This is a genomic window from Streptomyces californicus, assembly GCF_000717645.1.
Taxonomy (GTDB): domain Bacteria; phylum Actinomycetota; class Actinomycetes; order Streptomycetales; family Streptomycetaceae; genus Streptomyces; species Streptomyces californicus.
This window is the reverse complement of the sequence record NZ_JNZZ01000009.1, coordinates 169,905-191,488: the sequence shown is the minus strand read 5'-3', so window position 1 is coordinate 191,488 and position 21,584 is coordinate 169,905. Positions and strand designations below refer to the sequence as shown.

The window sequence follows — 21,584 nt, the reverse complement described above, 5'->3', positions numbered from 1 at the left end:
AACAGCCGCTGTGTCGCTCAATATATGTTTATGTACTTTTTCTCCGTGTGCGATGGGGCCGGGGGTCGTCCATGACCCGGAGTACGACCGACGAGGCCGCCGCGGAACCGCTGCCCTCGCCCAAGGAGCGCCGCAGACTGCGCGAGGCGAAATCCCTGAGCGAGGATCAGGTGGCGGCGGCCGTGGGGGTCACACGCGCCACCGTGCGCTCCTGGGAGACGGGGCGCACGAGCCCGCGCGGACGCAAGCGCGCGCTGTACGCGAAGGTGCTCGCCGCAGAGACGAAACCGGAAGCGGAACCGGAGGCGAGCCCGGGAGCGGGGCCGGGGCCGGGCGTCGAGTCCGTGACGGAGCCGACGGCGGGAGCGGGCGTCGAGTCCGTGACGGAGCCGACGGCCACGGAGCCGGCGGTCGAGCCGGCGGTGAAACCAACGACGGTGAAACCGGCGGCCGTGAAGCCTGCGGCCGTGGTGGCGGTGGCCACCGAGCCGGAGGTGGAGCCCGGCGCGGATTCGGCGGATGCGCGTCCGGCCGCGAAACCGGCGGGACGGGCGGCCGGGAAGGCGTCGACGAAAGCCGCGGTGAAACCGGCGCCGCACCCCGTGACGCGGCCCGAGTCCGTGAAGACCGGGGCGGAGCCGGAACGGGGCCTTCCCGCGCCGCCGCCCGAGGAGCCGGACTTCTCTCCCGCCGACGCGTTCGACGAGCTGTACGCCCGGACCGCCCCCGGCCTCGTCCGGCAGACGTGCCTGCTGACCGGCCGCCGCGCCCTGGCCCTCGAATCCGTGGAGCGCGCCTTCCAACTGGCCTGGCACCGCTGGCCCGAGGTGGCCGTCGACCGCGATCCGGCCGGCTGGGTGCGGGCCGCCGCGTACGAGTTCGCGATGTCGCCCTGGCACCGGATGCGCCGCACGCACCGGCACCCCGACGCCCCGCCCACGGAACCGGGCAGGCGGGCGCTGTTCGACGCGCTGCTCGACCTGCCCCCGGCCTACCGGCGCACCCTGCTCCTGTACGACGGGGTCGGCCTGGACCTTCCGGAGACCGCCGCCGAGACGGAGGCCAGCACTCCGGCGGCCGCGGGCCGGCTGATGACCGCCCGCGCCGCCCTCGCGGAGCGGTTCCCGGAGGTGGCGGAGGCCGCATCGCCCGCCGCGCAGTCGGCCCTGCTGCACGAGCGGCTCGGCGGCCTCGCCCGCGCCGAGAACGTCCCCGTACCGCGCCCCGCCGAGGCCGTGCGCACCGGCGGCGAGAACCGGGCCCGGCTGTGGACCAGGGCCGCCATCGCGGGCGTCGCGCTGCTCATGGTCGTCACCGGGCTCACCCTGCACACCGCGCCCACCCACTACGAGCAGCCGATCTCCCCCGCCGAACGGGTCGGGGGCGTACCGCCGCGCGGAGGACCGCAGCAGCTCACCGCCCAGGACCTGAAGCTCCAGCGGTCGCTGCGCGAGCAGGTGGCGCACGGCCCGGAGAGGCTGGTTCCGGAAACCCGCTGAGCCGAGGGCCGGCACCGGGACCCGCGCCGAGCCGGACTGGTACCGGGGCACGCGTCGTGCCGGACTGGTGCCGGGTCCCGTGTCGTGCCGGACTGGTTCCGGGAGCCCCGCCGAGCAGGTACGGGGCTCTAGCCGAACCGGGCGGACCCGACGGCGTACGCCAACGGCGCGGGCCCGCACCCCCGAGGAAAAGGGGTGCGGGCCCGCGCCGTTCGAGCGTGCCCGGGGACCGGGCCGGGGCTCAGGCGCCGAGGATCTCGCGCGCCAGCTTGGCGGTCTCGGTCGGCGTCTTGCCGACCTTGACGCCGGCGGCCTCAAGGGCCTCCTTCTTCGCCTGGGCGGTGCCCGAGGAGCCGGAGACGATGGCGCCGGCGTGGCCCATGGTCTTGCCCTCCGGGGCGGTGAAGCCCGCGACGTAGCCGACGACCGGCTTGGTGACGTTCGCCTTGATGAAGTCGGCGGCACGCTCCTCGGCGTCGCCGCCGATCTCGCCGATCATCACGATGAGGTCCGTCTCCGGGTCCGCCTCGAACGCCGCGAGGGCGTCGATGTGCGTGGTGCCGATGACCGGGTCGCCACCGATGCCGACGGCGGAGGAGAAGCCGATGTCACGCAGCTCGTACATCATCTGGTAGGTCAGCGTGCCGGACTTGGACACGAGACCGATGCGGCCGGGCTTGGTGATGTCACCCGGGATGATGCCGGCGTTCGACTGGCCCGGGGTGATGAGGCCGGGGCAGTTCGGGCCGATGATCCGGGTCTTGTTGCCCTTCTCGTTCGCGTACGCCCAGAAAGCGGCGGAGTCGTGAACGGCGATGCCCTCGGTGATGACGACCGCGAGCGGGATCTCGGCGTCGATCGCCTCGACGACGGCGGCCTTCGAGAAGGCCGGCGGCACGAAGAGGACGGACACGTTCGCGCCGGTCTTCTCCATCGCCTCCTTGACGGAGCCGAAGACCGGTACCTCGGTGCCGTCGAAGTCGACGGACGTACCGGCCTTGCGCGGGTTGACGCCACCGACGATGTTGGTGCCGTCACCCAGCATGAGCTTGGTGTGCTTCATGCCCGTGGCGCCGGTCATCCCCTGGACGATGACCTTGCTGTCCTTGGTGAGGAAGATAGCCATGGTGTTGGAGTCCCTCGTCCCTTACTTCGCAGCCGCGGCGAGCTCGGCGGCCTTGTCGGCCGCGCCGTCCATGGTGTCCACGCGCTGAACGAGCGGGTGGTTGGCGTCGGAGAGGATCTTGCGACCCAGCTCCGCGTTGTTGCCGTCGAGACGCACGACCAGCGGCTTCTCGACCTTCTCGCCCTTGGACTCCAGGAGCGCGAGCGCCTGCACGATGCCGTTGGCGACCTCGTCACAGGCGGTGATGCCGCCGAAGACGTTGACGAAGACGGACTTGACGTCCGGGTCGCCGAGGATGATCTCCAGGCCGTTCGCCATGACCTCGGCGGAGGCGCCGCCACCGATGTCGAGGAAGTTGGCGGGCTTCACGTTGCCGTGGTTCTCACCGGCGTACGCGACGACGTCCAGGGTCGACATGACCAGGCCGGCGCCGTTGCCGATGATGCCGACCTCGCCGTCCAGCTTGACGTAGTTGAGGTTCTTGGCCTTGGCGGCAGCCTCGAGCGGGTTGGCTGCGTCCTTGTCCTCGAGGGCCTCGTGGTCCGGCTGGCGGAAGTCGGCGTTCTCGTCGAGCGAGACCTTGCCGTCCAGGGCCAGGATGCGGCCGTCCTTGGTCTTCACCAGCGGGTTGACCTCGACGAGGAGCGCGTCCTCGGCGACGAAGGTCTCCCACAGGGTCACCAGGGCCTCGGCGACGCCCTCGGCCACGTCGGCCGGGAACTTCGCCTGGGCCACGATCTCGCGGGCCTTGGCGATGTCCACGCCGGAGTTGGAGTCGACCGGGACCTTCGCGAGGGCCTCGGGGGTCTTCTCCGCGACCTCCTCGATGTCCATGCCGCCCTGCACCGAGGCCATGGCCAGGAAGGTGCGGTTGGTGCGGTCCAGGAGGTACGAGACGTAGTACTCCGCCTCGATCTCGGGCGACAGCTCGGCGATCATCACCTTGTGGACCGTGTGGCCCTTGATGTCCATGCCGAGGATGTCGGTCGCCCGGGCGACCGCCTCGTCGGCGTCGCCGGCCAGCTTGACGCCGCCGGCCTTGCCGCGGCCGCCGACCTTCACCTGAGCCTTGACGACAGACTTGCCGCCCAGCTTCTCGGTCGCCTCGCGGGCTGCCTCAGGCGTGTCGATGACTTCACCGGCCAGCACCGGTACACCGTGCTTGGCGAAGAGGTCCCTCGCCTGGTACTCGAACAGGTCCACGCGCGTCCGTCCCTTTTAGTGGTATCGCGGTTCGTTCTTCTGCGTGGGCGTGCCGCGAAGGGCATCGTGACTGCTCTGTCACCAGGAAGGCGCACACGGTGTCCGAATACGCGGCATGTCCATCCGGCAGGTTATCCCCGCGCCCCGTGTGACCCTAAATCGCGGATAGCGCCTGAGCGGTGATAACGGTCACAGAGGGTGCCGGACGCGGGCCCCGCGGCCGGCGGCCCGAGATCGACTCCGGGCCCGGCGGCACACGGCCGCCGGGCGCCCCTCAGGGCCGGGGCTCCGGGTCGGGCACGGGCAGCGGACGCTTCTCGATCGCGGCGGCCATGACGTCCGGGAAGAGGTCCGGCGTACAGGCGAAGGCGGGCGCGCCGAGTGCGCCGAGCGCCGCCGCGTGGTCGCGGTCGTACGCGGGCGCGCCCTCGTCCGACAGGGCCAGCAGCGTCACGAACTCCACTCCGGCCGCCTTCATCGCGGCGACCCGCTTCAGCATCTCGTCGCGGATGCCTCCCTCGTAGAGATCGCTGATGAGGACGACGACGGTGTCGGCCGGGCGGGTGATCCGGGACTGGCAGTAGGCGAGCGCGCGGTTGATGTCGGTGCCGCCGCCGAGCTGGGTGCCGAACAGGACGTCGACCGGGTCGGCGAGCTGGTCCGTGAGGTCGACGACCGCCGTGTCGAAGACGACGAGCCGGGTGGAGAGGGTGCGCAGGGAGGCGAGCACCGCGCCGAAGACCGAGGCGTAGACCACGGACGCGGCCATCGAGCCGGACTGGTCGACGCAGAGGACGACCTCCTTCTTCGCGGACCGGGCGGCGCGGCCGTGGCCGATGAGGCGTTCCGGCACGATCGTGCCCGTGGGCTCCCCGCCGTCCCGGCCGGGGACGGTGAGGTAGTGCTTGAGGTTGGCCCGGACGGTGCGGTCCCAGTCGATGTCGTGGTGTCGCGGCCGGCTGGTCCGCGCGGAGCGGTCGAGGGCCCCGGACAGGGTGGCCCTGGTACGGCTCTCCAGCCGCTTCTCCAGGTCCGCGACGACCTTGCGGACGACGGCGCGCGCGGTCTCCTTGGTCGTCTCGGGCATCGCCTTGCCGAGCGAGAGCAGGGTGCCGACGAGGTGGACGTCCGGTTCGACCGCCTCCAGCATCTCCGGCTCCAGGAGCAGGGCGGAGAGGCCGAGCCGGTCGATCGCGTCGCGCTGCATGACCTGGACCACGGAGGCGGGGAAGTACGTCCGGATGTCCCCGAGCCAGCGGGCGACGGCGGGCGCCGACGCGCCGAGCCCCGCCGCCCGTCCGCCGGAACCCCGGCCACCGGGCCTTCTGCCGCCGCTGTCCCCGCCGTAGAGCGCGGTCAGCGCACCGTCCATCGCCGCGTCCTGGCCGGTGGGGGTGCAGCCCGTGCCTTCGGTGCTGTCGGCTCCGAGCACCATCCGCCACCGCCGCAGCCGCTCGTCGTCGGGCACGCCCGGGGTGGGCGGGGGCGCGGTGGCATGGGCGGGGGCGGGGGCCTCCGGTGCGGTGATCGGGTGGTTCGCGGTGGTCGGGTGGCTCGTGGCCGTCGGGTGGTTGGTGGCCATCGGCTGGTTCGTGGTCGTCGGGTGGTCCATCGTCTCCCCCGTCGGGTCGGTCGTGGCCGGGTGCGCCCCCGTGTCCGTCGTCATCCGGCCGCCCCCGCGGGCTCGGGCGGGCGGCCGAGCAGCAGGCGCAGCACCGGCTCCACCGCGTCCGCCCTGCCCCGGTCGAGGCCGGGCCCGAAGCCGCCGACCGAGCGGCCGGCGTCGCCACGCGCGGCCCCGGCGGCGGGCCCGCGCCGGACCAGCTCGCCCAGGGTGCGCCGTACGGCAGGCTCGTACGCGGAGAACGTGCGGCGCAGCAGCGGCAGCACGTCCGTGAACCGGTCGGCGGGGATACCGGCCAGCCAGGCGTCGACGAGGGTGAGCAGCCGTTCGTCGTGGACCAGCAGCATGCCGCCGCCCGACGCGCCGCCGGCGAACCCCTCGATCCAGGCGGCGGCGTCGGCGGGCGGGGTGCCGGGCGAGAGGGCCAGGCCCATCAGCCGGGCCGCCTCGTCCTCCGCCAGCCGCCCCTCGTCCAGGAGCAGCCGGGCGGCCCGGCCCCGGATGACCCCGGCGACCGTGTCCCGGGCCGCCAGCTTGTGCAGCACGGCGTCCCAGCGGTCCCGGAGCCCTTCGGCGCGGGCCGGGCCGGAGTCCAGCAGCCCGATCGCGCCGTGCACGGCCTCCACCTGGCGGCGCAGCGCCTCGGCCCCGTCCGCGTCGAGGCCGGTGCAGGCGGGCGGGAGGCCGACGCAGATCCGCTCGGCGAGTCCGGCGGCGACCTCGGCGAGCGCAGCCGTGTCCGTGGAGCGCACGTCCCCGTACCGCAGGGCGCGGGCCAGGGCGGGCAGCGCGTCCGCGAGGTGGCCGACGTCCGCGTCGACCGCGGCCCGGTCGGCGAGGGCCCTCATCACCGCGGGCAGGGCGTCGGGCAGGCCGGCCAGGAGACAGCGCTCGGCGAGGGCGGTGATGCCGGCGAGCGCCGCCGCCTCCCGGGCCAGGGACTCGGCCTTCGCCGTGGCGGCGGTGAGGACCGTGGTGCCCCACATGCCCGCCTCCGCGACCCGGACGGACAGCTCCGGCTGCCAGCTCAGCCGCCAGCTCTCCCGGAAGGTGCCGGTGCCGCTGCGCCCCTCGACCGGCTCCCCCCAGCGCACGTCGAGGAGGCGCAGCCGGTGCAGGAGGCGGCTGCGGGCGGCGTCGGTGTCCTTGCGCAGGTCGAGGCCGAGCCCGCGTTCCGCCGCCTCGGGCTTGAGTCTCAGGGTCCGCTGGGTGCGGGTCAGGTCCCGTTGCAGCGGGACGGCCGGGGCGGAGTCCGGCACCTCGCCGAGGCTCTCGCCGACGATCAGCCGGTCCTGGACGAGGGCGAGCGGGACGTCGGACCCCTCGCACATGACGGCCCGTACGGCGTCGGTCGTCTCGCCCAGACCGGCCAGCGGGCGGCCCCGGAGGGCGGCGAGGGTCTCCGCGAGCCGGACCGCCTCGATGACATGGGCGGTGGAGACGGACCGGTCCTCGGCGCGGAGCAGCCCGGCGACCTTGGTCATCCAGCGCTCGATCGGCCGGTCGGGGACGTCGAAGAGGTGCCCGTACCAGCCGGGGGCGTCGATCCCGGCGCCGTAACCGCTGTGCCGGGCGAGGCGGCGGTGGGTCCACGGCACCCAGGTCAGCTCCGCCTTGACCTTCGGGAGCCCCTTGAGCAGGGCGCGGTCGGCGGCGAGGGTGGTCCGCGCGGCGAGGGCGGGCACGTGCCAGGCCCCGCAGACCACGGCGACGGCGTCCCCGAACTCCTTGCGCACCGTGCGCAGCTGAATCCGCATGTACGCCTCGCGCACCGCGTCCCGGGGCCGGTCGCCGTCGCCGTACGCCTCGCGGAGCGCGCCCATGGCCTCCGCCAGCGCGGCGAACGGGGCGAGCGCGGCCCCCGGGTCGTACTCGTCGCCCGCGCCGGTCCCACCGTCCCCGCCGGCTGCCCCGGTCGCACCGGACCCGTCGCCTGTCCCGGTGCCGCTGTCCGTCCCGGTCGTGCCGCCCGTCCCGGTCCCGCCGCCCGGGGAGCGGTGTTCGACGACGTCCTCCCACCAGCGCTCGGGGTCGTCGTACCCGGCGGTCTCGGCAAGCACCCGGATCGGGTCCACGGCGGGTGTGACCTCGTCCTCTGCCCGCTCCCCCGACGGCTCCCCCTCCTCGGCGCGGGGGGCCTCCCCCGCCCCGGGCGCGGGGGCCTCGATCGCGAGCGAGTGCGCGGCGGGCAGGTCGATGAAGCGGACCGGGACGCCGTGGTCGAGGGCCCAGCGGAGGGCCACCCACTCCGGCGAGAACGCGGCCATCGGCCAGAAGGAGGCCCGGCCCGGGTCGTCCACGGCGTGCGCGAGGAGGGCGACCGGCGGGCGCATCGCCGGATCGGCGGCCAGCGGCAGCAACGCGTCGCCCTCGGGCGGTCCCTCGATGAGGACGGCGGCCGGGCGGGCGGCCGCGAGCGCGGCGAGCACCGCCCGCGCCGATCCGGGCCCGTGGTGCCGCACCCCCAGCAGCCACGGCCCGGCGGGCGGCGCGGAGGCGGCGGGCCGTGCGGACGCGGCGGGCACCGTGGGCCGTGCGGAGGCGGCGGGCCGCGCGGGCGCGGGGGACGTCATGCGGACACCTCGCGGCAGGCGCGGTAGAAGTCCTTCCAGCCGTCCCGCTCGCGGACCACGGTCTCCAGGTACTCCTGCCAGGCCACCCGGTCGGTCCCGGGGTCCCGGACGACCGCGCCGAGGATGCCGGCCGCGACGTCGTCGGGGCGCAGCACGCCGTCGCCGAAGTGGGCGGCGAGCGCCAGGCCGTTGGTGACGACCGAGATCGCCTCGGCGGTGGAGAGCGTGCCCGAGGGGGACTTGAGCTTGGTGCGCCCGTCGGTGGTCATCCCCTCGCGCAGTTCGCGGAAGACCGTCACCACGCGGCGGATCTCGGCCGGCCCCTCCTGGGCGACCGGGAGGTCGAGCGACCGGCCTATCTGGTCGACGCGCCGGGACACGATGTCGACCTCGTCCTGCGCGGTGGCGGGCAGCGGCAGCACGACGGTGTTGAACCGGCGGCGCAGTGCGCTGGACAGCTCGTTGACGCCCCGGTCCCGGTCGTTGGCCGTGGCGATGAGGTTGAACCCCCGGACGGCCTGCACCTCCTGGCCCAGCTCGGGAACCGGGAGGGTCTTCTCGGACAGGATCGTGATGAGCGCGTCCTGCACGTCGGCGGGGATGCGGGTCAGCTCCTCGACCCGGGCCGTCATGCCCTCGGACATGGCCCGCATCAGCGGACTGGGCACCAGGGCGTCGCGGCTGGGGCCGTGGGCGAGGAGCTGGGCGTAGTTCCACCCGTAGCGGACGGCCTCCTCGGGCGTCCCGGCGGTGCCCTGCACGAGCAGGGTCGAGTCACCGCTCACGGCGGCCGCGAGGTGTTCGGACACCCAGGTCTTGGCCGTGCCCGGGACGCCGAGCAGGAGCAGCGCCCGGTCGGTGGCGAGCGTGGTCACGGCCACCTCGACCAGACGGCGCGGGCCCACGTACTTGGGCGTGATCACCGTCCCGTCCGGCAGCACCCCGCCCTGCAGATAGGTGGCGACGGCCCACGGCGAGAGCCGCCAACGGGCGGGGCGGGGGCGGTCGTCGGCGGCCGCGAGCGCCGCGAGCTCGTCCGCGAACGCGTCCTCGGCGTGCGGGCGCAGCGCCTCCGCCCCCGCCCCCGGCGCACGGGCCGCCCCGGTCGCGGCACCCGGCGCGGGCGGGGTGTTCGCGGCGGCCGGAGCGGTCGCGGCGCCCGGGGTGGCCGGGGTGGTCGGAGTGGTTGCGGGCACGGTCATGGTTCCCCCTCCAGATCGGTCGACCCGATGTGGTTCCCACCGTGCACCATGGCACTGACAACGGGCCCTGACCGCAGGTCAGAGCCCGTCCGCGCGGGAGGCGTTACCGCCCGGGGGCGTCAGCCCGCGATCGGCGACACGGCGACGCAGCCGCCCGCCGAGAGCATGCCCTCACCCTTCGCCTCCTTGATCACCTTGCCCTTGTAGGTGATGGTGCAGGTGACGTCGGAGCCGCCCGCGTCCAAGGCCAGCGGCATGACGGCGGGCGGCATGATGCCGCGCAGCTTCACGGTCTTCTTCCACGGCAGAGTGGGCGCGTCGACGGTCTCCAGCTCGGGCTCCATGGCCTTGCCGCCGCCTCCGTGGTACGTGATCTCGTCGACGCTCGTGCCGGTGACCTCGTACGTGACCTCGTAGGTCTCGTCCACGGCCTCGTCGACCGCCTTGTTGACCGCCTGGTCCACCGACTCGGCCGAGCAGGCGCCGAGTCCGAGCACGAGGACGGAGACCGCGAGGGCGCGGGTGACACGGGTGGTGCGGTTCATCTGGGATCCCCCCTGGATCGGTCCGGGCACGGATCCGTTCCGTACGCGGAGACCGCAGAGAAACGCAAAGAGCAGGCAAAGTCAAATTGATACCGAACGGGCGCTTTCGCAGGTCGGAGCGATTGTCAGTGCCGACCCCTACCGTCGGAGACATGCAGCTATCTCACGGGGGAGAGACGTCGCCCGCCGCCGCGCCGGTGGCGCGCTGGTCGGTGGAGCAGGTGCTGGCACTGGCTCCTGACGCGGCATCACGGACGGCGGGCGGCAGACTCGGCACGGCCGGGCCGTGGTCCGGCACGGGCGGGGACGGCGCGGGAGCGGTGTGGGGCCGGTGCGAGGGGAGCGGAAGCGCGCCGTACCGGACGGTGGTCGATCTCACGGGCCCGGCGTACCACTGCTCCTGCCCCAGCCGGAAGTTCCCCTGCAAGCACGCCCTGGGCCTGTTGCTGCTGCGGGCGGCGGACGAGGCCGCGTTCCGGCGGTCGGATCCGGCCGACTGGGCGGCGGCGTGGATCGAGGGCCGGCGCCGACGCGCGGACGGCTCACCGGGGAGCGGGGCCGCGCGGGAGCCGACGAGCACGGACGCCGCCAGGAAGCGGGCGGAGCGCCGCGCCGAGCGGGTGACGGGCGGGGTCCGGGAGCTGGAGCAGCGGCTGTCCGATCTGCTGCGCGGCGGGCTCGCCACGACCGAACGCGCGGGCTACGGCCTATGGGAGGAGACCGCCGCCCGCATGGTCGACGCCCAGGCCCCCGGTCTCGCCGCCCGGGTGCGGGAGTTGGGGGCGATCACCGGGTCCGGGCCCGGCGGGCCGGTGCGGCTGCTGGAGGAGTGCGGTCTGCTCCACCTGCTGGACACGGCGTGGCTCGGCCGGGAGCGGCTGCCGGAGCCGCTGGCCGCGACCGTACGGACCAGAGTGGGGCTGCCCGCGTCCGCCGAGGGTCCGCCGGTCCGGGACCACTGGTCGGTGCTCGCGCAGTACGACACCCCGGACGGGAGGATCGTCGCGCGGCGGATCTGGCTGTACGGGCGGGATTCGCACCGCACCGCGCTGCTGCTCTCGTTCGGCGCGCCGGGCCGGCCCCCGGCGCAGGCGCTGCCGGTGGGCACGGCGATCGACGCCGAGCTGACGCCGTATCCGGGCGGCGGACAGCTCCGCGCGGAGTTGGGCGAGCAGTTCGGAGCGGTGCCCCCGGCCGGCCCCCCGCCGGGGATCGCCGCGGCGGAGGCGCCCGCGGTCTACGGGAACGCCCTGCGGGACGATCCGTGGCTGGACGCCTGGCCGGTCGTCCTGCGCGACGTCGTACCCGTGCCGGCCGGGGACGGCTGGCAGTTGGCCGACGCCCGGTCCGCCTCCGCGGTGCCGATCGCCCCGGCCGCGCTCTCCCGGCCGGGGCTGTGGAAGCTCGTCGCGCTGTCCGGCGGGGGGCCGGTCACGGTGTTCGGGGAGATCGGCCACCGCGGCTTCGATCCGTACGCCGCCTGGGACCCGGGCGATCCGGAGGAAGGGGAGGCCGCGCCCGCCGCCGCCCGGTCCGTCGTCCCCCTGGTCTGATCCGACATCCGCGCGTCCCTGCCACGGGAGGGGAAAGATGCCTCGCACGACCGCCCTCGCAACGACCACACCCACCACGTCCGGCCCCACGACGACCGGCTCAGCAATGGCGGGCCCCCCAACGGCCGGCCGCGCGACGGCCGTTCCCGCACGCACCGCCCTTATGACGACCGCTCCCACGACGGCCGCCCCCTTCACGAATGTCACCGCCACCGGCACCAGCATCGCCACCGGCTCCGGATCCGGATCCGGATCCGGATCCGGCTCCGGATCCGCGCATTCCGGCCCGGGCCCCGCGCCCGACCGCGGCCCCGGTCCCGGATCCGCCTCCGCCCCGGGCTCCCCCTCCGTCTCCGGATCCGCCTCCGGCCCTGGCTCCGCCTCCGCCTCCCCCTCCGCCTCCGGCTTCGACGCTGTCGCCGGGCTGTCCTGGGAGGAGCTGGTCACCTCGGCGCTCCTCGGCACCGACCGCCGCCCTCCCGCCCCGCGCGGCGGACCCGCGCCGGCCGACGTCCCGGCGGCCCTGCTGGACGCCGCCGCGCTGCACACCGTGCGGCAGCGCGCAGGGCTACGGCCCGCCGTGCCGCAGGCCCGGCCCGCGCCGGCCGCGCCGGACCCGCGCCCCGCGCTCCCCGAAGCCGCCCGGCTCCGGCTCGCCCACCTGCTCGCCGACCGGGCCGCGCCCTCGGCCGGCGGCCGGCGCGGTGCCGCACCCGACCTCACGGAGCTGATCCCGCAGTGGCTGGCCACCGCCAACCGGATGGGCTACCGGGCCCCGGCCTCGCTGCTGCCGCCCCTGCTGGACGCCGCCCGCGCCCGGACGGACCTGCGGCCGCAGGCGCTCGCGTTCGCCGGACCGCGCGGGCTGTGGCTGGCCGGCCTCAACCCCGACTGGAGGTTCGCGCTGCGCGGTTCGGCGGGCGGCACCCTCCGCCCCGACGTCACGGACCCGGACGCGGTGGCGCGGCTGTGGGAGGAGGGGCTGTTCGCCGAGCGGATCGCGCTGCTCGACGCCGTACGGGCACAGGACCCGCCCGCCGGGACGGCCCTGCTCGCCACCACCTGGGCGGCCGAACGGGCCGAGGACCGGCTGATGTTCCTGGACTCCCTGCGGTCGGGCCTCGGGAACGCCGACGAGCCCTTCCTGGAGCAGGCCCTGTCCGACCGCAGCCGCAACGTGCGCGCCACCGCCGCCGAACTGCTCTCCGCCCTGCCCGCGTCGGCGCTCGCCGGACGGATGGCCGCCCGCGCCCTTTCCTGCGTTCACCTGGACCGTACGGGCGTCTCCCCGGGCATCGCCGTGGAGGCCCCGCACGAATGCGACGCGGGCATGCAGCGCGACGGGGTCGCCGCGGTCCCGCCCGCCGGTCGCGGTGAACGGTCCTGGTGGCTGGGCCAGTTGGTGGAGGCGACGCCGCTCGACGTGTGGGAGGAGCGGTTCGGCGGGCGGGCCGCCGAGGAGGTCGTGGCCCTGCCCGTGGCCGACGAATGGGCCGGTGAGCTGCACGCGGCGTGGTGCCGGGCGGCGGTGCGGCAGCGGAACCCGCATTGGTCGCGGGCTCTGCTCGGGCGCCCGTCGGCCCCTCCGGCGAGCGGCCCCGGGACGGCCTCGATCGCCGAGCGCTCGAAGCTCCTCTCCGTCCTGGAGGAGGGCGAACGCGCGTCCTGGGTCGCCGGGTTCATCGCCGCGCACGGCCTCTCGGAGGCGTTCCAGCTGCTCGGGGTCTGCACGGTCCCGTGGGCCGGGCCGCTCGGGCGGGCCGTGGTCGACGCGCTCGACATCGCGCGGGACGGCGGCAGCTACCCGTGGAGCTTCAGCGGGGTGATGGGTCTCGCGGAACGCTGCCTGGACCCGGCCGAGGCCGACCGGCTGGAGGTCCTGACGGCAGCACAGGACGAACAGGAGGGGGCCTCACCGGGGGCGGGCGGCTACTGGTCGGAGGCGTTCCAGCGGCTGGTCTCCACCCTGCGGCTGCGCGCCACGATGGAGGCGGAACTGCTGGCGGCCTGACGGGCGGAGAGCGGAGCGGGAGAGCGACCGGTGCGGGAGGACGAGGCGGCGGAACGGCCCGTGTGCGCGGGCGCGTCCCCGGCACCGGCCGTTCCCCCTGCGGCGTTCGGCGCCCTGCCCTGTCCGGTGTGCCCCGGGCCCAGTCCGGCGCGCCTCGCCCGTGGCCCGGCGCGCCCTCCCGTGGCCCGGCGCGCCCGCCCGTGGCCCGGCGGCCGGGTCCGGTCCTCCCCGCCCCCGGGGCCGCGCGTTCATCCGCACCTCCGGGCCCGCCACCGGGATGGGCTCAGGTCTGGGCGGCCTGGCGGACGTTGGCGTTGACCCAGTCGACGATCTCGGTGGTCGTCGCACCCGGGGTGAAGAGCTCGGCGACGCCCAGCTCCTTCAACGGGGCGATGTCGTCCTCCGGGATGATCCCGCCGCCGAAGACCTTGATGTCCTCCGCCTCCCGGGCCTTCAGCAACTCGATCACCTTGGCGAACAGGGTGTTGTGCGCCCCGGAGAGGATCGAGAGGCCGATGGCGTCGGCGTCCTCCTGGATCGCCGTGTCGACGATCTGCTCGGGCGTCTGGTGGAGCCCGGTGTAGATCACCTCCATGCCCGCGTCCCGCAACGCCCGCGCGATGACTTTGGCCCCTCGGTCGTGGCCGTCGAGCCCCGGCTTGGCCACCACCACACGGATCGGACCGGTCACACCCATCACTGCCTCCACCTGGTCTCCCGCGCCTGAAGGGACGGGGATGTGAACGAACGTTATCCACAGCATCTCGCAAGGCGCAGTTTCGCGGCAGGCGGGGAGGGGGAAATCACACGTGGGACATGTTCGTCAGGCGTCGTCCCCCGAGTCACACGGCCGCCAGGCCGCACGGGGGCAGGCGCAGGACCCGTCTCCCGGGAGCCGCTACGAGGTCGCCGTACCACCGCGCCGCCAGCCGCACGGCACGGTGGTACGGCCCCGTCGCCGCCCGCCCCCCTTCCCCCACCATCCGGGCGGCGGACCTCGCACCGGCCCACCCGCCAGCGCACCGCACGGGCCGCCGCGCCCGCCTGCGTCAGGAGGCCGGTCGTGAAGCTCCCCCCACCTCTCTCGTTCCTTCCGCCCCTCCCCTCACCGCCGCGTCTCCCCCGCCTTCCTGGCCCCCGGCTCTCGTCCGCTCTGGTCGGCGCCACCGCACTGGAACTGGCCGTCCTCGCCGGACACCTGATCACCTATCCCCTCGGCCTCACCCCCGAGCGCCCCGAGAGTCCCGAACACCCCGAGAGCCGCGCAGGCAGTGCGGGCAGTGCGGGCAGTGCGGGCAGTGCGGGCAGTGAACGCCCGGAGAGTCCCGCCCGCACAGACCGCTCCGAGAACGCCCCCGCCCGTCCCCTCGCCCTCCCGGTCACGGGCGACCCCACCGCCCCCGCCGCCGCACCCCCCGTCGTCCTGCTGCACGGCTTCATCGACAACCGCTCCGTGTTCCTCGTCCTGCGCCGCGCCCTGACCCGGCACGGCCACCGCCGGACTGCCTCGCTCAACTACTCGCCGCTGACCCGCGACATCCGGGCCGCCGCCGCCCTGCTCGGCCGCCAGGTGGAGGCCGTCCGCGCGCGCACCGGGCACGACCGGGTGGACATCGTCGGGCACAGCCTCGGCGGGCTGATCGCCCGGTACTACGTGCAACGGCTGGGCGGGGACCGCCGGGTGCGCACCCTGGTCACGCTCGGCACGCCGCACGGCGGCACCGCCGTCGCCCCCGGGGCCGGCCTTCACCCCATCGTGCGTCAGATGCGCGGCGGTTCCCCCGTGATCGAGGAGCTGCGGCTTCCGGCCCCGGGCTGCCGCACCCGGTTCGTCAGTTTCTGGGCGGAGTTGGACCAGGTGATGGTGCCCGTCGAGACGGCGTGCGTCGACCATCCGGATCTGGACGCGGTGAACGTGCGCGTCACCGGCATCGGGCACCTCGCCCTGCCGGTGCACCCCGCGGTGGCCGCCGCGGTCCGTGAGGTTCTGGAGACTCCGGAGACAGGTGAGGCCGACGTTCCGGTTACCGGTGCGACATCCGCGGCCTGAAATAGAACACCCGTCGAACGTAGGGCCAAGAGCGCGTCTGTCGATCTCCGAAAGACGCTCGATTGCCCGTTTCCTGTGCACGTAAAACCTGTCGAAGATTGTCGTCCTCACATACCGCCGGGTACAGTCGCGGCCACTGCTTCCCCCTGGGACACCCCTGACCGGGACCCAGAACTGTCCTGTTGCCGAGGCGAGAGAGAAGTTGGTGAACGACCAGCACCCCCCCGCCGGGCATGTCGGGCACGACGGCCGACCGACCGGCAGCTTCGCCACCGACCCGCTCTTGGGTTCCTTCCCCGGGGACCACCGAACCGGCTACGACGCGGACCTTTCCGCGGCCGGATACGGCGACAGCGCCTACGGCGCGGGTTACGCCACCACCTACGCGACCGGACAGCCGGACCACAGCGGCCAGTACGACGCGTCCGCCTGGAACACCGGCGCCCAGCAGACCCTGACCTACGACGACGGCTACGCCGCCCAGGACCAGGCCCCCCAGGTCCCGCAGCAGTGGGACGCCACCGGGGCGTGGCAGCAGGTCCCCGGCCAGGACCAGACCGGCGCGTTCCCGGCCACCGGCTTCGCCGACACCGGGTACGGCACGGACACGTCGTACGGCACGGAGACCCCGTACGGCACGGACGCGTCGTACGGCACGGACGCGTCGTACGCCACGGAGGCGTACGGGGTGGGCGCGTACGGCACCGACCCGTACGACACCGGCACGTACCCGGCCGGAACGGCCTACGGAACCGGCGGCGCGTACGGCACGGACGCCCACGAGACCGGCGCGTACCCCATCGGCGCGTACGGCGCGGCCGCCGTCGCCGCCGACACCGGGACGTACGCCACCACCGCCTTCGCCACCGGCGCGTTCGCCCCGGACGCCCAGGACACCGGCACGTACGCCACCGGCGCGTACACCGCCTACGGCACCTCCGTGTACGACTCCGGCGCCTACGACGCGACCGCCTGGAACTCCGGCGCCACGCCCGGGGAGACCGCGTACGGGTCTGAACAGACGTCGGATTCCGCGTACGAACAGGTATCGGCCGACGCGACGGCGTCCGAGGGCCCGGCCGAGCCGGACCACGCGGCCGAGGAGCCCGGGGCCGACCCGTCCTCCACCGCCGAGTTCGCCGCCCTCGCGCCGGAGACCGTCCCGGAGCCGGCGTTCGACGTCGCCCCCGATGACGCGCCCGAGCACGGCGGCGGAGACGCCTTCCCCGCACCGCACCCCGTGAACCGCTCCGCGGGCCGCGCCTCCGCCTCGCGCGGCCGGGCCCGCCGCCGCACCCCCGCCAAGCGCTCCGCGCTGCTGACCGTCGCGGTGCCCTCCGCCTGCGTGATGAGCGTCGCGGGCATCGCGGCCGCCTCGGTCGGCGGGCTGCCCGGCGGCGACGACGCGACGGAGGACAAGACCGCTTCGCTGGCGGTCGCGGACCCCGGCTCGGCCGAAGTGGTCGCCGCGAACAGCCGCCTGGACAGCCAGTTGGAGCAGCTCTCCGCGGGGAGCGACGACTTCCGCGAGCGGGCGAGCCGCACCCAGGAGCGCATCGACCTGCGCGAGAGGCAGGCGGCCGAGAAGAAGAAGCGCGAGGAGGAGGCCGCCCGCCGCGAGGCGCTGCGCCCCAAGTTCGTCCTGCCGGTCAAGCAGCACGGGCTGAGCGCCTACTACGGCCAGGCCGGCATCAACTGGATGTCCGCGCACTCGGGCATCGACTTCCCCGTCTCGTACGGCACTCCGGTGATGGCCGCGACCGACGGCACCGTGCGCACGCAGCTCAACAGCGCCTACGGAGTCATGGCGATCGTGACGGCGGCCGACGGCACCGAGACCTGGTACTGCCACCTCAGCAGCACCAAGATCCGCTCGGGCCCGGTGAAGGCCGGCGACGTCATCGCGTACTCCGGGAACTCCGGGAACTCCACCGGCCCGCATCTCCACTTCGAGGTCCGGCCCGGCGGCGGCTCGGCGATCGACCCGCTGGTGTGGCTGCGCGGCAAGGGCCTCAACCCCGCCTGAGAGGCGCGCGGCACGGAGAACGGCACACACGGAAGGAGGGGGAGGGCTTCGCGGCCCTCCCCCTCCTTCCGTCGTCCCGGCCGGCCCTACAGCTTCTCGACCGGCGCGTACCGCAGGAGCAGCTTCTTCGGGCGCTCGTCGCCGAAGTCGACCGTGGCCTTCGCCTGGTCGCCGTGGCCCTCGACGGCCGTCACCGTGCCCAGGCCGAACTGGTCGTGCGTGACCCGGTCCCCGACCGCCAGGGCGACCGTGGGCTTCTCCGCGCCGCGCCGGGTCGCGAAGCCCGAGGGGCCGGAACGGGAGCGCGAGGAGGACAGCGAGGACGTGATGCCGGAGGTGGGTCCGGCGGGGGCGGCCATCGGCCCCTTGCGCCGCCAGTCCAGGTGCTGTTCCGGGATCTCCTCCAGGAACCGCGAGGGCGGGTTGTACGAGGGCTGCCCCCAGGCGCTGCGCATCGCGGCGCGGGTCAGGTAGAGCCGTTCGCGGGCGCGGGTGATGCCGACGTAGGCGAGGCGGCGCTCCTCCTCCAGCTCCTTGGTCTGGCCGAGGGCGCGCATGTGCGGGAAGACGCCGTCCTCCAGGCCGGTGAGGAAGACGACGGGGAACTCCAGGCCCTTCGCCGTGTGCAGCGTCATCAGCGTGATGACCCCGGAGCCGTCCTCCTCCTCGTCGGGGATCTGGTCGGAGTCCGCGACGAGGGCGACCTTCTCCAGGAACTCGGCGAGGGTGCCCGCACCCTCTTCGTCGCCGCGCTCCTGCTCGAACTCCAGGGCGACGGCGGCGAGTTCCTGGAGGTTCTCGATCCGGGTCTCGTCCTGCGGGTCGGTGGACGCCTGGAGCTCGGCGAGGTAGCCCGTACGCTCCAGCACGGCTTCCAGTACGACGGCGGGCCCGGCGCCGGACTCGACGATCGTGCGCAGCTCCTCCATCAGCGTGTTGAAGCGCTTGACCGCGTTGGACGAGCGGGCGGCCATGCCGTACGCCTCGTCGACGCGGCGCAGGGCCTGCGGGAAGGAGATCTTCTCGCGCATCGAGAGGGCGTCGATCATGGCCTCGGCGCGGTCGCCGATGCCGCGCTTGGGCACGTTGAGGATGCGGCGGAGCGGGACGGTGTCCTCGGGGTTGGCGAGGACGCGGAGGTAGGCCAGGACGTCCCGGACCTCCTTGCGCTCGTAGAAGCGCACGCCGCCGACGACCTTGTAGGGCAGGCCGACGCGGATGAGGATCTCCTCGAAGACACGCGACTGGGCGTTGGTGCGGTAGAAGATCGCGACGTCGCCGGCCTTGGCGTCGCCCGCGTCGGTCAGCCGGTCGATCTCGTCCGCGACGAACTGGGCCTCGTCGTGCTCGGTGTCCGCGACGTAGCCGGTGATGCGGGCGCCGGAGCCGGCGTTGGTCCACAGGTTCTTGGGGCGGCGGCTCTCGTTGCGTTCGATGACGGCGTTGGCGGCGGAGAGGATCGTCTGTGTGGAGCGGTAGTTCTGCTCCAGGAGGATCGTCGTCGCGTTCGGGTAGTCCTCCTCGAACTGGAGGATGTTGCGGATGGTCGCGCCCCGGAAGGCGTAGATCGACTGGTCCGCGTCGCCGACCACGCACAGCTCGGCGGGTGCGTCGTTCTCCCCGGCCGGGCCGACCAGCTCGCGGACCAGCGTGTACTGGGCGTGGTTGGTGTCCTGGTACTCGTCGACGAGGACGTGGCGGAAGCGGCGGCGGTAGTGCTCGGCGACGTCCGGGAACGCCTGGAGCAGGTGGACCGTGGTCATGATGATGTCGTCGAAGTCCAGGGCGTTGGCCTCGCGCAGCCGCGCCTGGTAGAGCGCGTACGCCTGGGCCAGCGTCTTCTCGAAGCCATCGGCGGCCTGCCCGGCGAAGGTCTCCTCGTCGATGAGCTCGTTCTTGAGGTTGGAGACCTTGGCGGTGAAGGACTTCGGCGGGTAGCGCTTGGGGTCCAGGTCCAGATCGCGGCAGACCAGGGCCATCAGCCGCTTGGAGTCGGCGGCGTCGTAGATCGAGAACGACGAGGTGAAGCCGAGCTTCTTCGACTCGCGGCGCAGGATGCGCACGCACGCGCTGTGGAAGGTCATGACCCACATGGCGTTGGCGCGCGGGCCCACGAGCTGTTCGACGCGCTCCTTCATCTCGCCCGCGGCCTTGTTGGTGAAGGTGATCGCGAGGATCTGCCCGGGGTGGGTGCCGCGCTCGGCCAGCAGGTGGGCGATGCGGTGGGTGAGCACCCGGGTCTTGCCGGAGCCGGCCCCGGCCACGATGAGCAGCGGGGACCCGGCGTGGACGACGGCGGCGCGCTGCTCGGTGTTCAGCCCGTCGAGCAGAGCGGCGGGGTCGACCGCCGGGCGCGGGTGGCCGTCCCGGTAGTACCCGTCCCGGGGCGGCGGGGGCGCGTCGTAGACGCTCTCGAAGAGTCCCTCCGGCACCTCCTCGGGCGCGTGGTCCTCGGGGGGCGGCGGCGGGCCGTCCTCCGAGGACTGGAGGCCGGTCAGGAAACTGTCGTCAAAGAGGCTGCTCATCGCCTTCCGAGTCTAGAGTGCCCCGCCGACAACCTTCCTCCGAAGCCCGCGAGCGGCCGCCCGCACCCCTACCCGCAGAGAGCGGACGCCCACATTCCGTGAAAGAGGGCCCGGTCGGAGGGGGTGCGGCACCCCCGATCCGGAAAGGTCACGAAAATGTATCGGGCATATCGCTCACCGTCCTTCCCAGCGGCGGGGCCCTTTGGCTAGCGTGCTCGGTCAGGTGATCCGTACCTCCCTGAGGCGAACCGCGCCTGACGGACACCTCTGCCGAATCCGGCCTGCCGCCTGGCAGTTCGGAACCGGGGACCCACACGCAGAACCGGGGTGAATCGGTCCGCGCCCGCGCGCCCGGACCGTAGGACAGCCTTCCGTTCCGTCCGAACCCGACAGCTAACCCGGTAGGCGGTCCACGGAAGGAGATGCCGTCGTGGCATCGCATCGCAAGCCGCGCACGAAGCTGCGCTCGACCACTCCCGCCATCGGGCTGACGACGGCCGCGCTGGCCTCCGTGACCCTGCTCTCCACGCAGAACGCCACGGCCGCGCCCGCGGAGCCGAAGCCCGCGATCGAGGAGGTCCGGAAGAAGGTCGACGACCTGTACCGGCAGGCGGGCGTCGCGACCCAGGAGTACAACCGGGCGAAGGCCGCGTCCGGGGCGCAGCAGAAGAAGGTCGACGCGCTGCTCTCGGACGTGGCGAAGCGGACCGAGAAGATCAACGAGGCCCGCCGGGCGCTGGGCTCCTACGCGGCGGCACAGTACCGCGACGGCGGCATCGCGCCCATGGCGACGTTCTTCCTGGCGGAGAACCCGCAGGGGTACTTCGACCAGAGCCGGATGATGGACCGGGCGACGGAGCGGCAGCAGAAGGCCGTGAGCGAGTTCCGTACGCAGCAGGCGTCGGCGGCGAAGAAGCGCGCGGAGGCCGTGAAGAGCCTGGAGAGCCTCACCGAGACGCAGGCCACGCTGGCCTCCAGCAAGAAGGACGTGCAGAGCAAGCTCAGCGAGGCGCGCGGGCTGCTGTCCCGGCTGACCGCCGAGGAGAAGGCGCGGCTGGCGGAGCTGGAGCGGAAGAAGGAGGCCGAGGCCAAGGAGAAGGCGGCGAAGCTGGCCGCCCGGCAGGCCGCCGAGGCGAAGGAGCGGGCCGCGGCCGAGGAGAAGGCCCGCGAGGAGGCGGGCAAGGGGTCCGGCGGCGGTACGGGGACGGGCAGTGGCTCCGGTACGGGGACGGGCGGCGGCTCCGGTTCCGGTACGGGCAGCGGCTACACCGCCAAGGCCGAGAAGGTGCTGGCCTTCGCCCGCGCCCAGATCGGGAAGCCGTACGTGTGGGGAGCCTCCGGCCCCGCCTCGTACGACTGCTCGGGGCTGACGCAGGCGGCCTGGCGGGAGGCGGGCGTGACCCTGCCCCGGACCACCTGGGACCAGGTGGAGTTCGGCACCCGGGTCGCCACGTCCGACCTGAAGCCGGGGGATCTGGTCTTCTTCTACGACGACATCAGCCACGTCGGGATCTACAAAGGTGAGGGGATGATGATCCACGCCCCGAAGCCGGGTGCGAACGTGCGCGAGGAGTCGATCTACTCCATGCCGATCTACGGCAGCGTGCGCCCCGCCTGACGCGGCGCCGGGGCGGGCCCGCGAGCCGG

At 74.0% G+C, this 21,584-nt stretch carries 14 protein-coding genes and 1 riboswitch; of the genes, 6 read left to right on the top strand and 8 right to left on the bottom strand.

Annotated features, from left to right (window positions below; all coding sequences use genetic code 11):
- The first annotated feature begins 71 nt into the window (after positions 1 to 71).
- Positions 72 to 1,499 (top strand): helix-turn-helix domain-containing protein, encoded by a 1,428-nt coding sequence (locus tag IF19_RS0114850; RefSeq protein ID WP_030276843.1) that lies wholly within the window; start codon positions 72 to 74, stop codon positions 1,497 to 1,499.
- 241 nt (positions 1,500 to 1,740) lie between these two features.
- Here the strand turns inward: IF19_RS0114850 and sucD are convergent, their stop codons facing one another.
- The 6 genes from sucD to IF19_RS0114820 form a co-directional block, all read right to left on the bottom strand.
- On the bottom strand, positions 1,741 to 2,625 hold the full coding sequence (sucD, locus tag IF19_RS0114845) for a succinate--CoA ligase subunit alpha (protein WP_030112708.1): 885 nt from the start codon (positions 2,623 to 2,625) through the stop codon (positions 1,741 to 1,743).
- A gap of 21 nt (positions 2,626 to 2,646) precedes the next feature.
- Positions 2,647 to 3,828 carry an ADP-forming succinate--CoA ligase subunit beta gene (sucC, locus tag IF19_RS0114840; protein ID WP_030112709.1) on the bottom strand — a complete coding sequence of 394 codons (1,182 nt, stop codon included), beginning with the start codon at positions 3,826 to 3,828 and terminating at the stop codon, positions 2,647 to 2,649.
- A gap of 274 nt (positions 3,829 to 4,102) precedes the next feature.
- Positions 4,103 to 5,494 carry a VWA domain-containing protein gene (locus tag IF19_RS0114835; protein WP_234313182.1) on the bottom strand — a complete coding sequence of 464 codons (1,392 nt, stop codon included), beginning with the start codon at positions 5,492 to 5,494 and terminating at the stop codon, positions 4,103 to 4,105.
- Entirely contained in the window at positions 5,491 to 8,025 is a 2,535-nt protein-coding gene (locus IF19_RS0114830) for a DUF5682 family protein (RefSeq protein ID WP_030276839.1), read from the bottom strand. The genes IF19_RS0114835 and IF19_RS0114830 overlap by 4 nt, the downstream gene beginning before the upstream one ends.
- A complete protein-coding gene (locus tag IF19_RS0114825) occupies positions 8,022 to 9,227 on the bottom strand; it encodes an ATP-binding protein (RefSeq protein WP_030112712.1) in 1,206 nt (401 codons plus the stop codon). The genes IF19_RS0114830 and IF19_RS0114825 overlap by 4 nt, the downstream gene beginning before the upstream one ends.
- Positions 9,228 to 9,346: 119 nt before the next feature.
- Complete coding sequence (locus IF19_RS0114820; protein ID WP_030112713.1) at positions 9,347 to 9,772, bottom strand: hypothetical protein; 426 nt, start codon at positions 9,770 to 9,772, stop codon at positions 9,347 to 9,349.
- 152 nt (positions 9,773 to 9,924) lie between these two features.
- Between IF19_RS0114820 and IF19_RS0114815 the strand changes: the two genes are divergently transcribed.
- A complete protein-coding gene (locus IF19_RS0114815) occupies positions 9,925 to 11,325 on the top strand; it encodes an SWIM zinc finger family protein (protein ID WP_030276837.1) in 1,401 nt (466 codons plus the stop codon).
- 163 nt (positions 11,326 to 11,488) lie between these two features.
- Positions 11,489 to 13,336 carry a DUF5691 domain-containing protein gene (locus IF19_RS0114810; protein WP_234313183.1) on the top strand — a complete coding sequence of 616 codons (1,848 nt, stop codon included), beginning with the start codon at positions 11,489 to 11,491 and terminating at the stop codon, positions 13,334 to 13,336.
- Positions 13,337 to 13,619: 283 nt separating this feature from the next.
- On the opposite strand, the gene icmB is transcribed toward IF19_RS0114810, so the two are convergent.
- Positions 13,620 to 14,033, bottom strand: coding sequence for a coenzyme B12-dependent isobutyryl CoA mutase small subunit (gene icmB / locus IF19_RS0114805; protein WP_030112717.1), 414 nt, complete (start codon positions 14,031 to 14,033; stop codon positions 13,620 to 13,622).
- 366 nt (positions 14,034 to 14,399) lie between these two features.
- Here icmB and IF19_RS0114800 point away from each other — a divergent pair, with 366 nt between their 5' ends.
- Together IF19_RS0114800 and IF19_RS0114795 are read left to right on the top strand one after the other, a co-directional pair.
- The gene (locus tag IF19_RS0114800; RefSeq protein ID WP_030112718.1) at positions 14,400 to 15,386 is read left to right on the top strand and encodes an esterase/lipase family protein; all 987 of its coding nucleotides are present in this window, start codon (positions 14,400 to 14,402) and stop codon (positions 15,384 to 15,386) included.
- A 205-nt stretch (positions 15,387 to 15,591) separates the two neighbouring features.
- On the top strand, positions 15,592 to 17,412 hold the full coding sequence (locus IF19_RS0114795) for a peptidoglycan DD-metalloendopeptidase family protein (protein WP_030112719.1): 1,821 nt from the start codon (positions 15,592 to 15,594) through the stop codon (positions 17,410 to 17,412).
- A gap of 86 nt (positions 17,413 to 17,498) precedes the next feature.
- Here IF19_RS0114795 and pcrA read toward each other — a convergent pair whose 3' ends face one another.
- Entirely contained in the window at positions 17,499 to 19,937 is a 2,439-nt protein-coding gene (pcrA, locus tag IF19_RS0114790) for a DNA helicase PcrA (RefSeq protein WP_030112720.1), read from the bottom strand.
- A 258-nt stretch (positions 19,938 to 20,195) separates the two neighbouring features.
- Positions 20,196 to 20,361, top strand: a riboswitch (cyclic di-AMP (ydaO/yuaA leader).
- Between the two features lie 6 nt (positions 20,362 to 20,367).
- Here pcrA and IF19_RS0114785 point away from each other — a divergent pair.
- The gene (locus tag IF19_RS0114785; RefSeq protein ID WP_030112721.1) at positions 20,368 to 21,555 is read left to right on the top strand and encodes a C40 family peptidase; all 1,188 of its coding nucleotides are present in this window, start codon (positions 20,368 to 20,370) and stop codon (positions 21,553 to 21,555) included.
- The last annotated feature ends 29 nt before the right edge of the window (positions 21,556 to 21,584 follow it).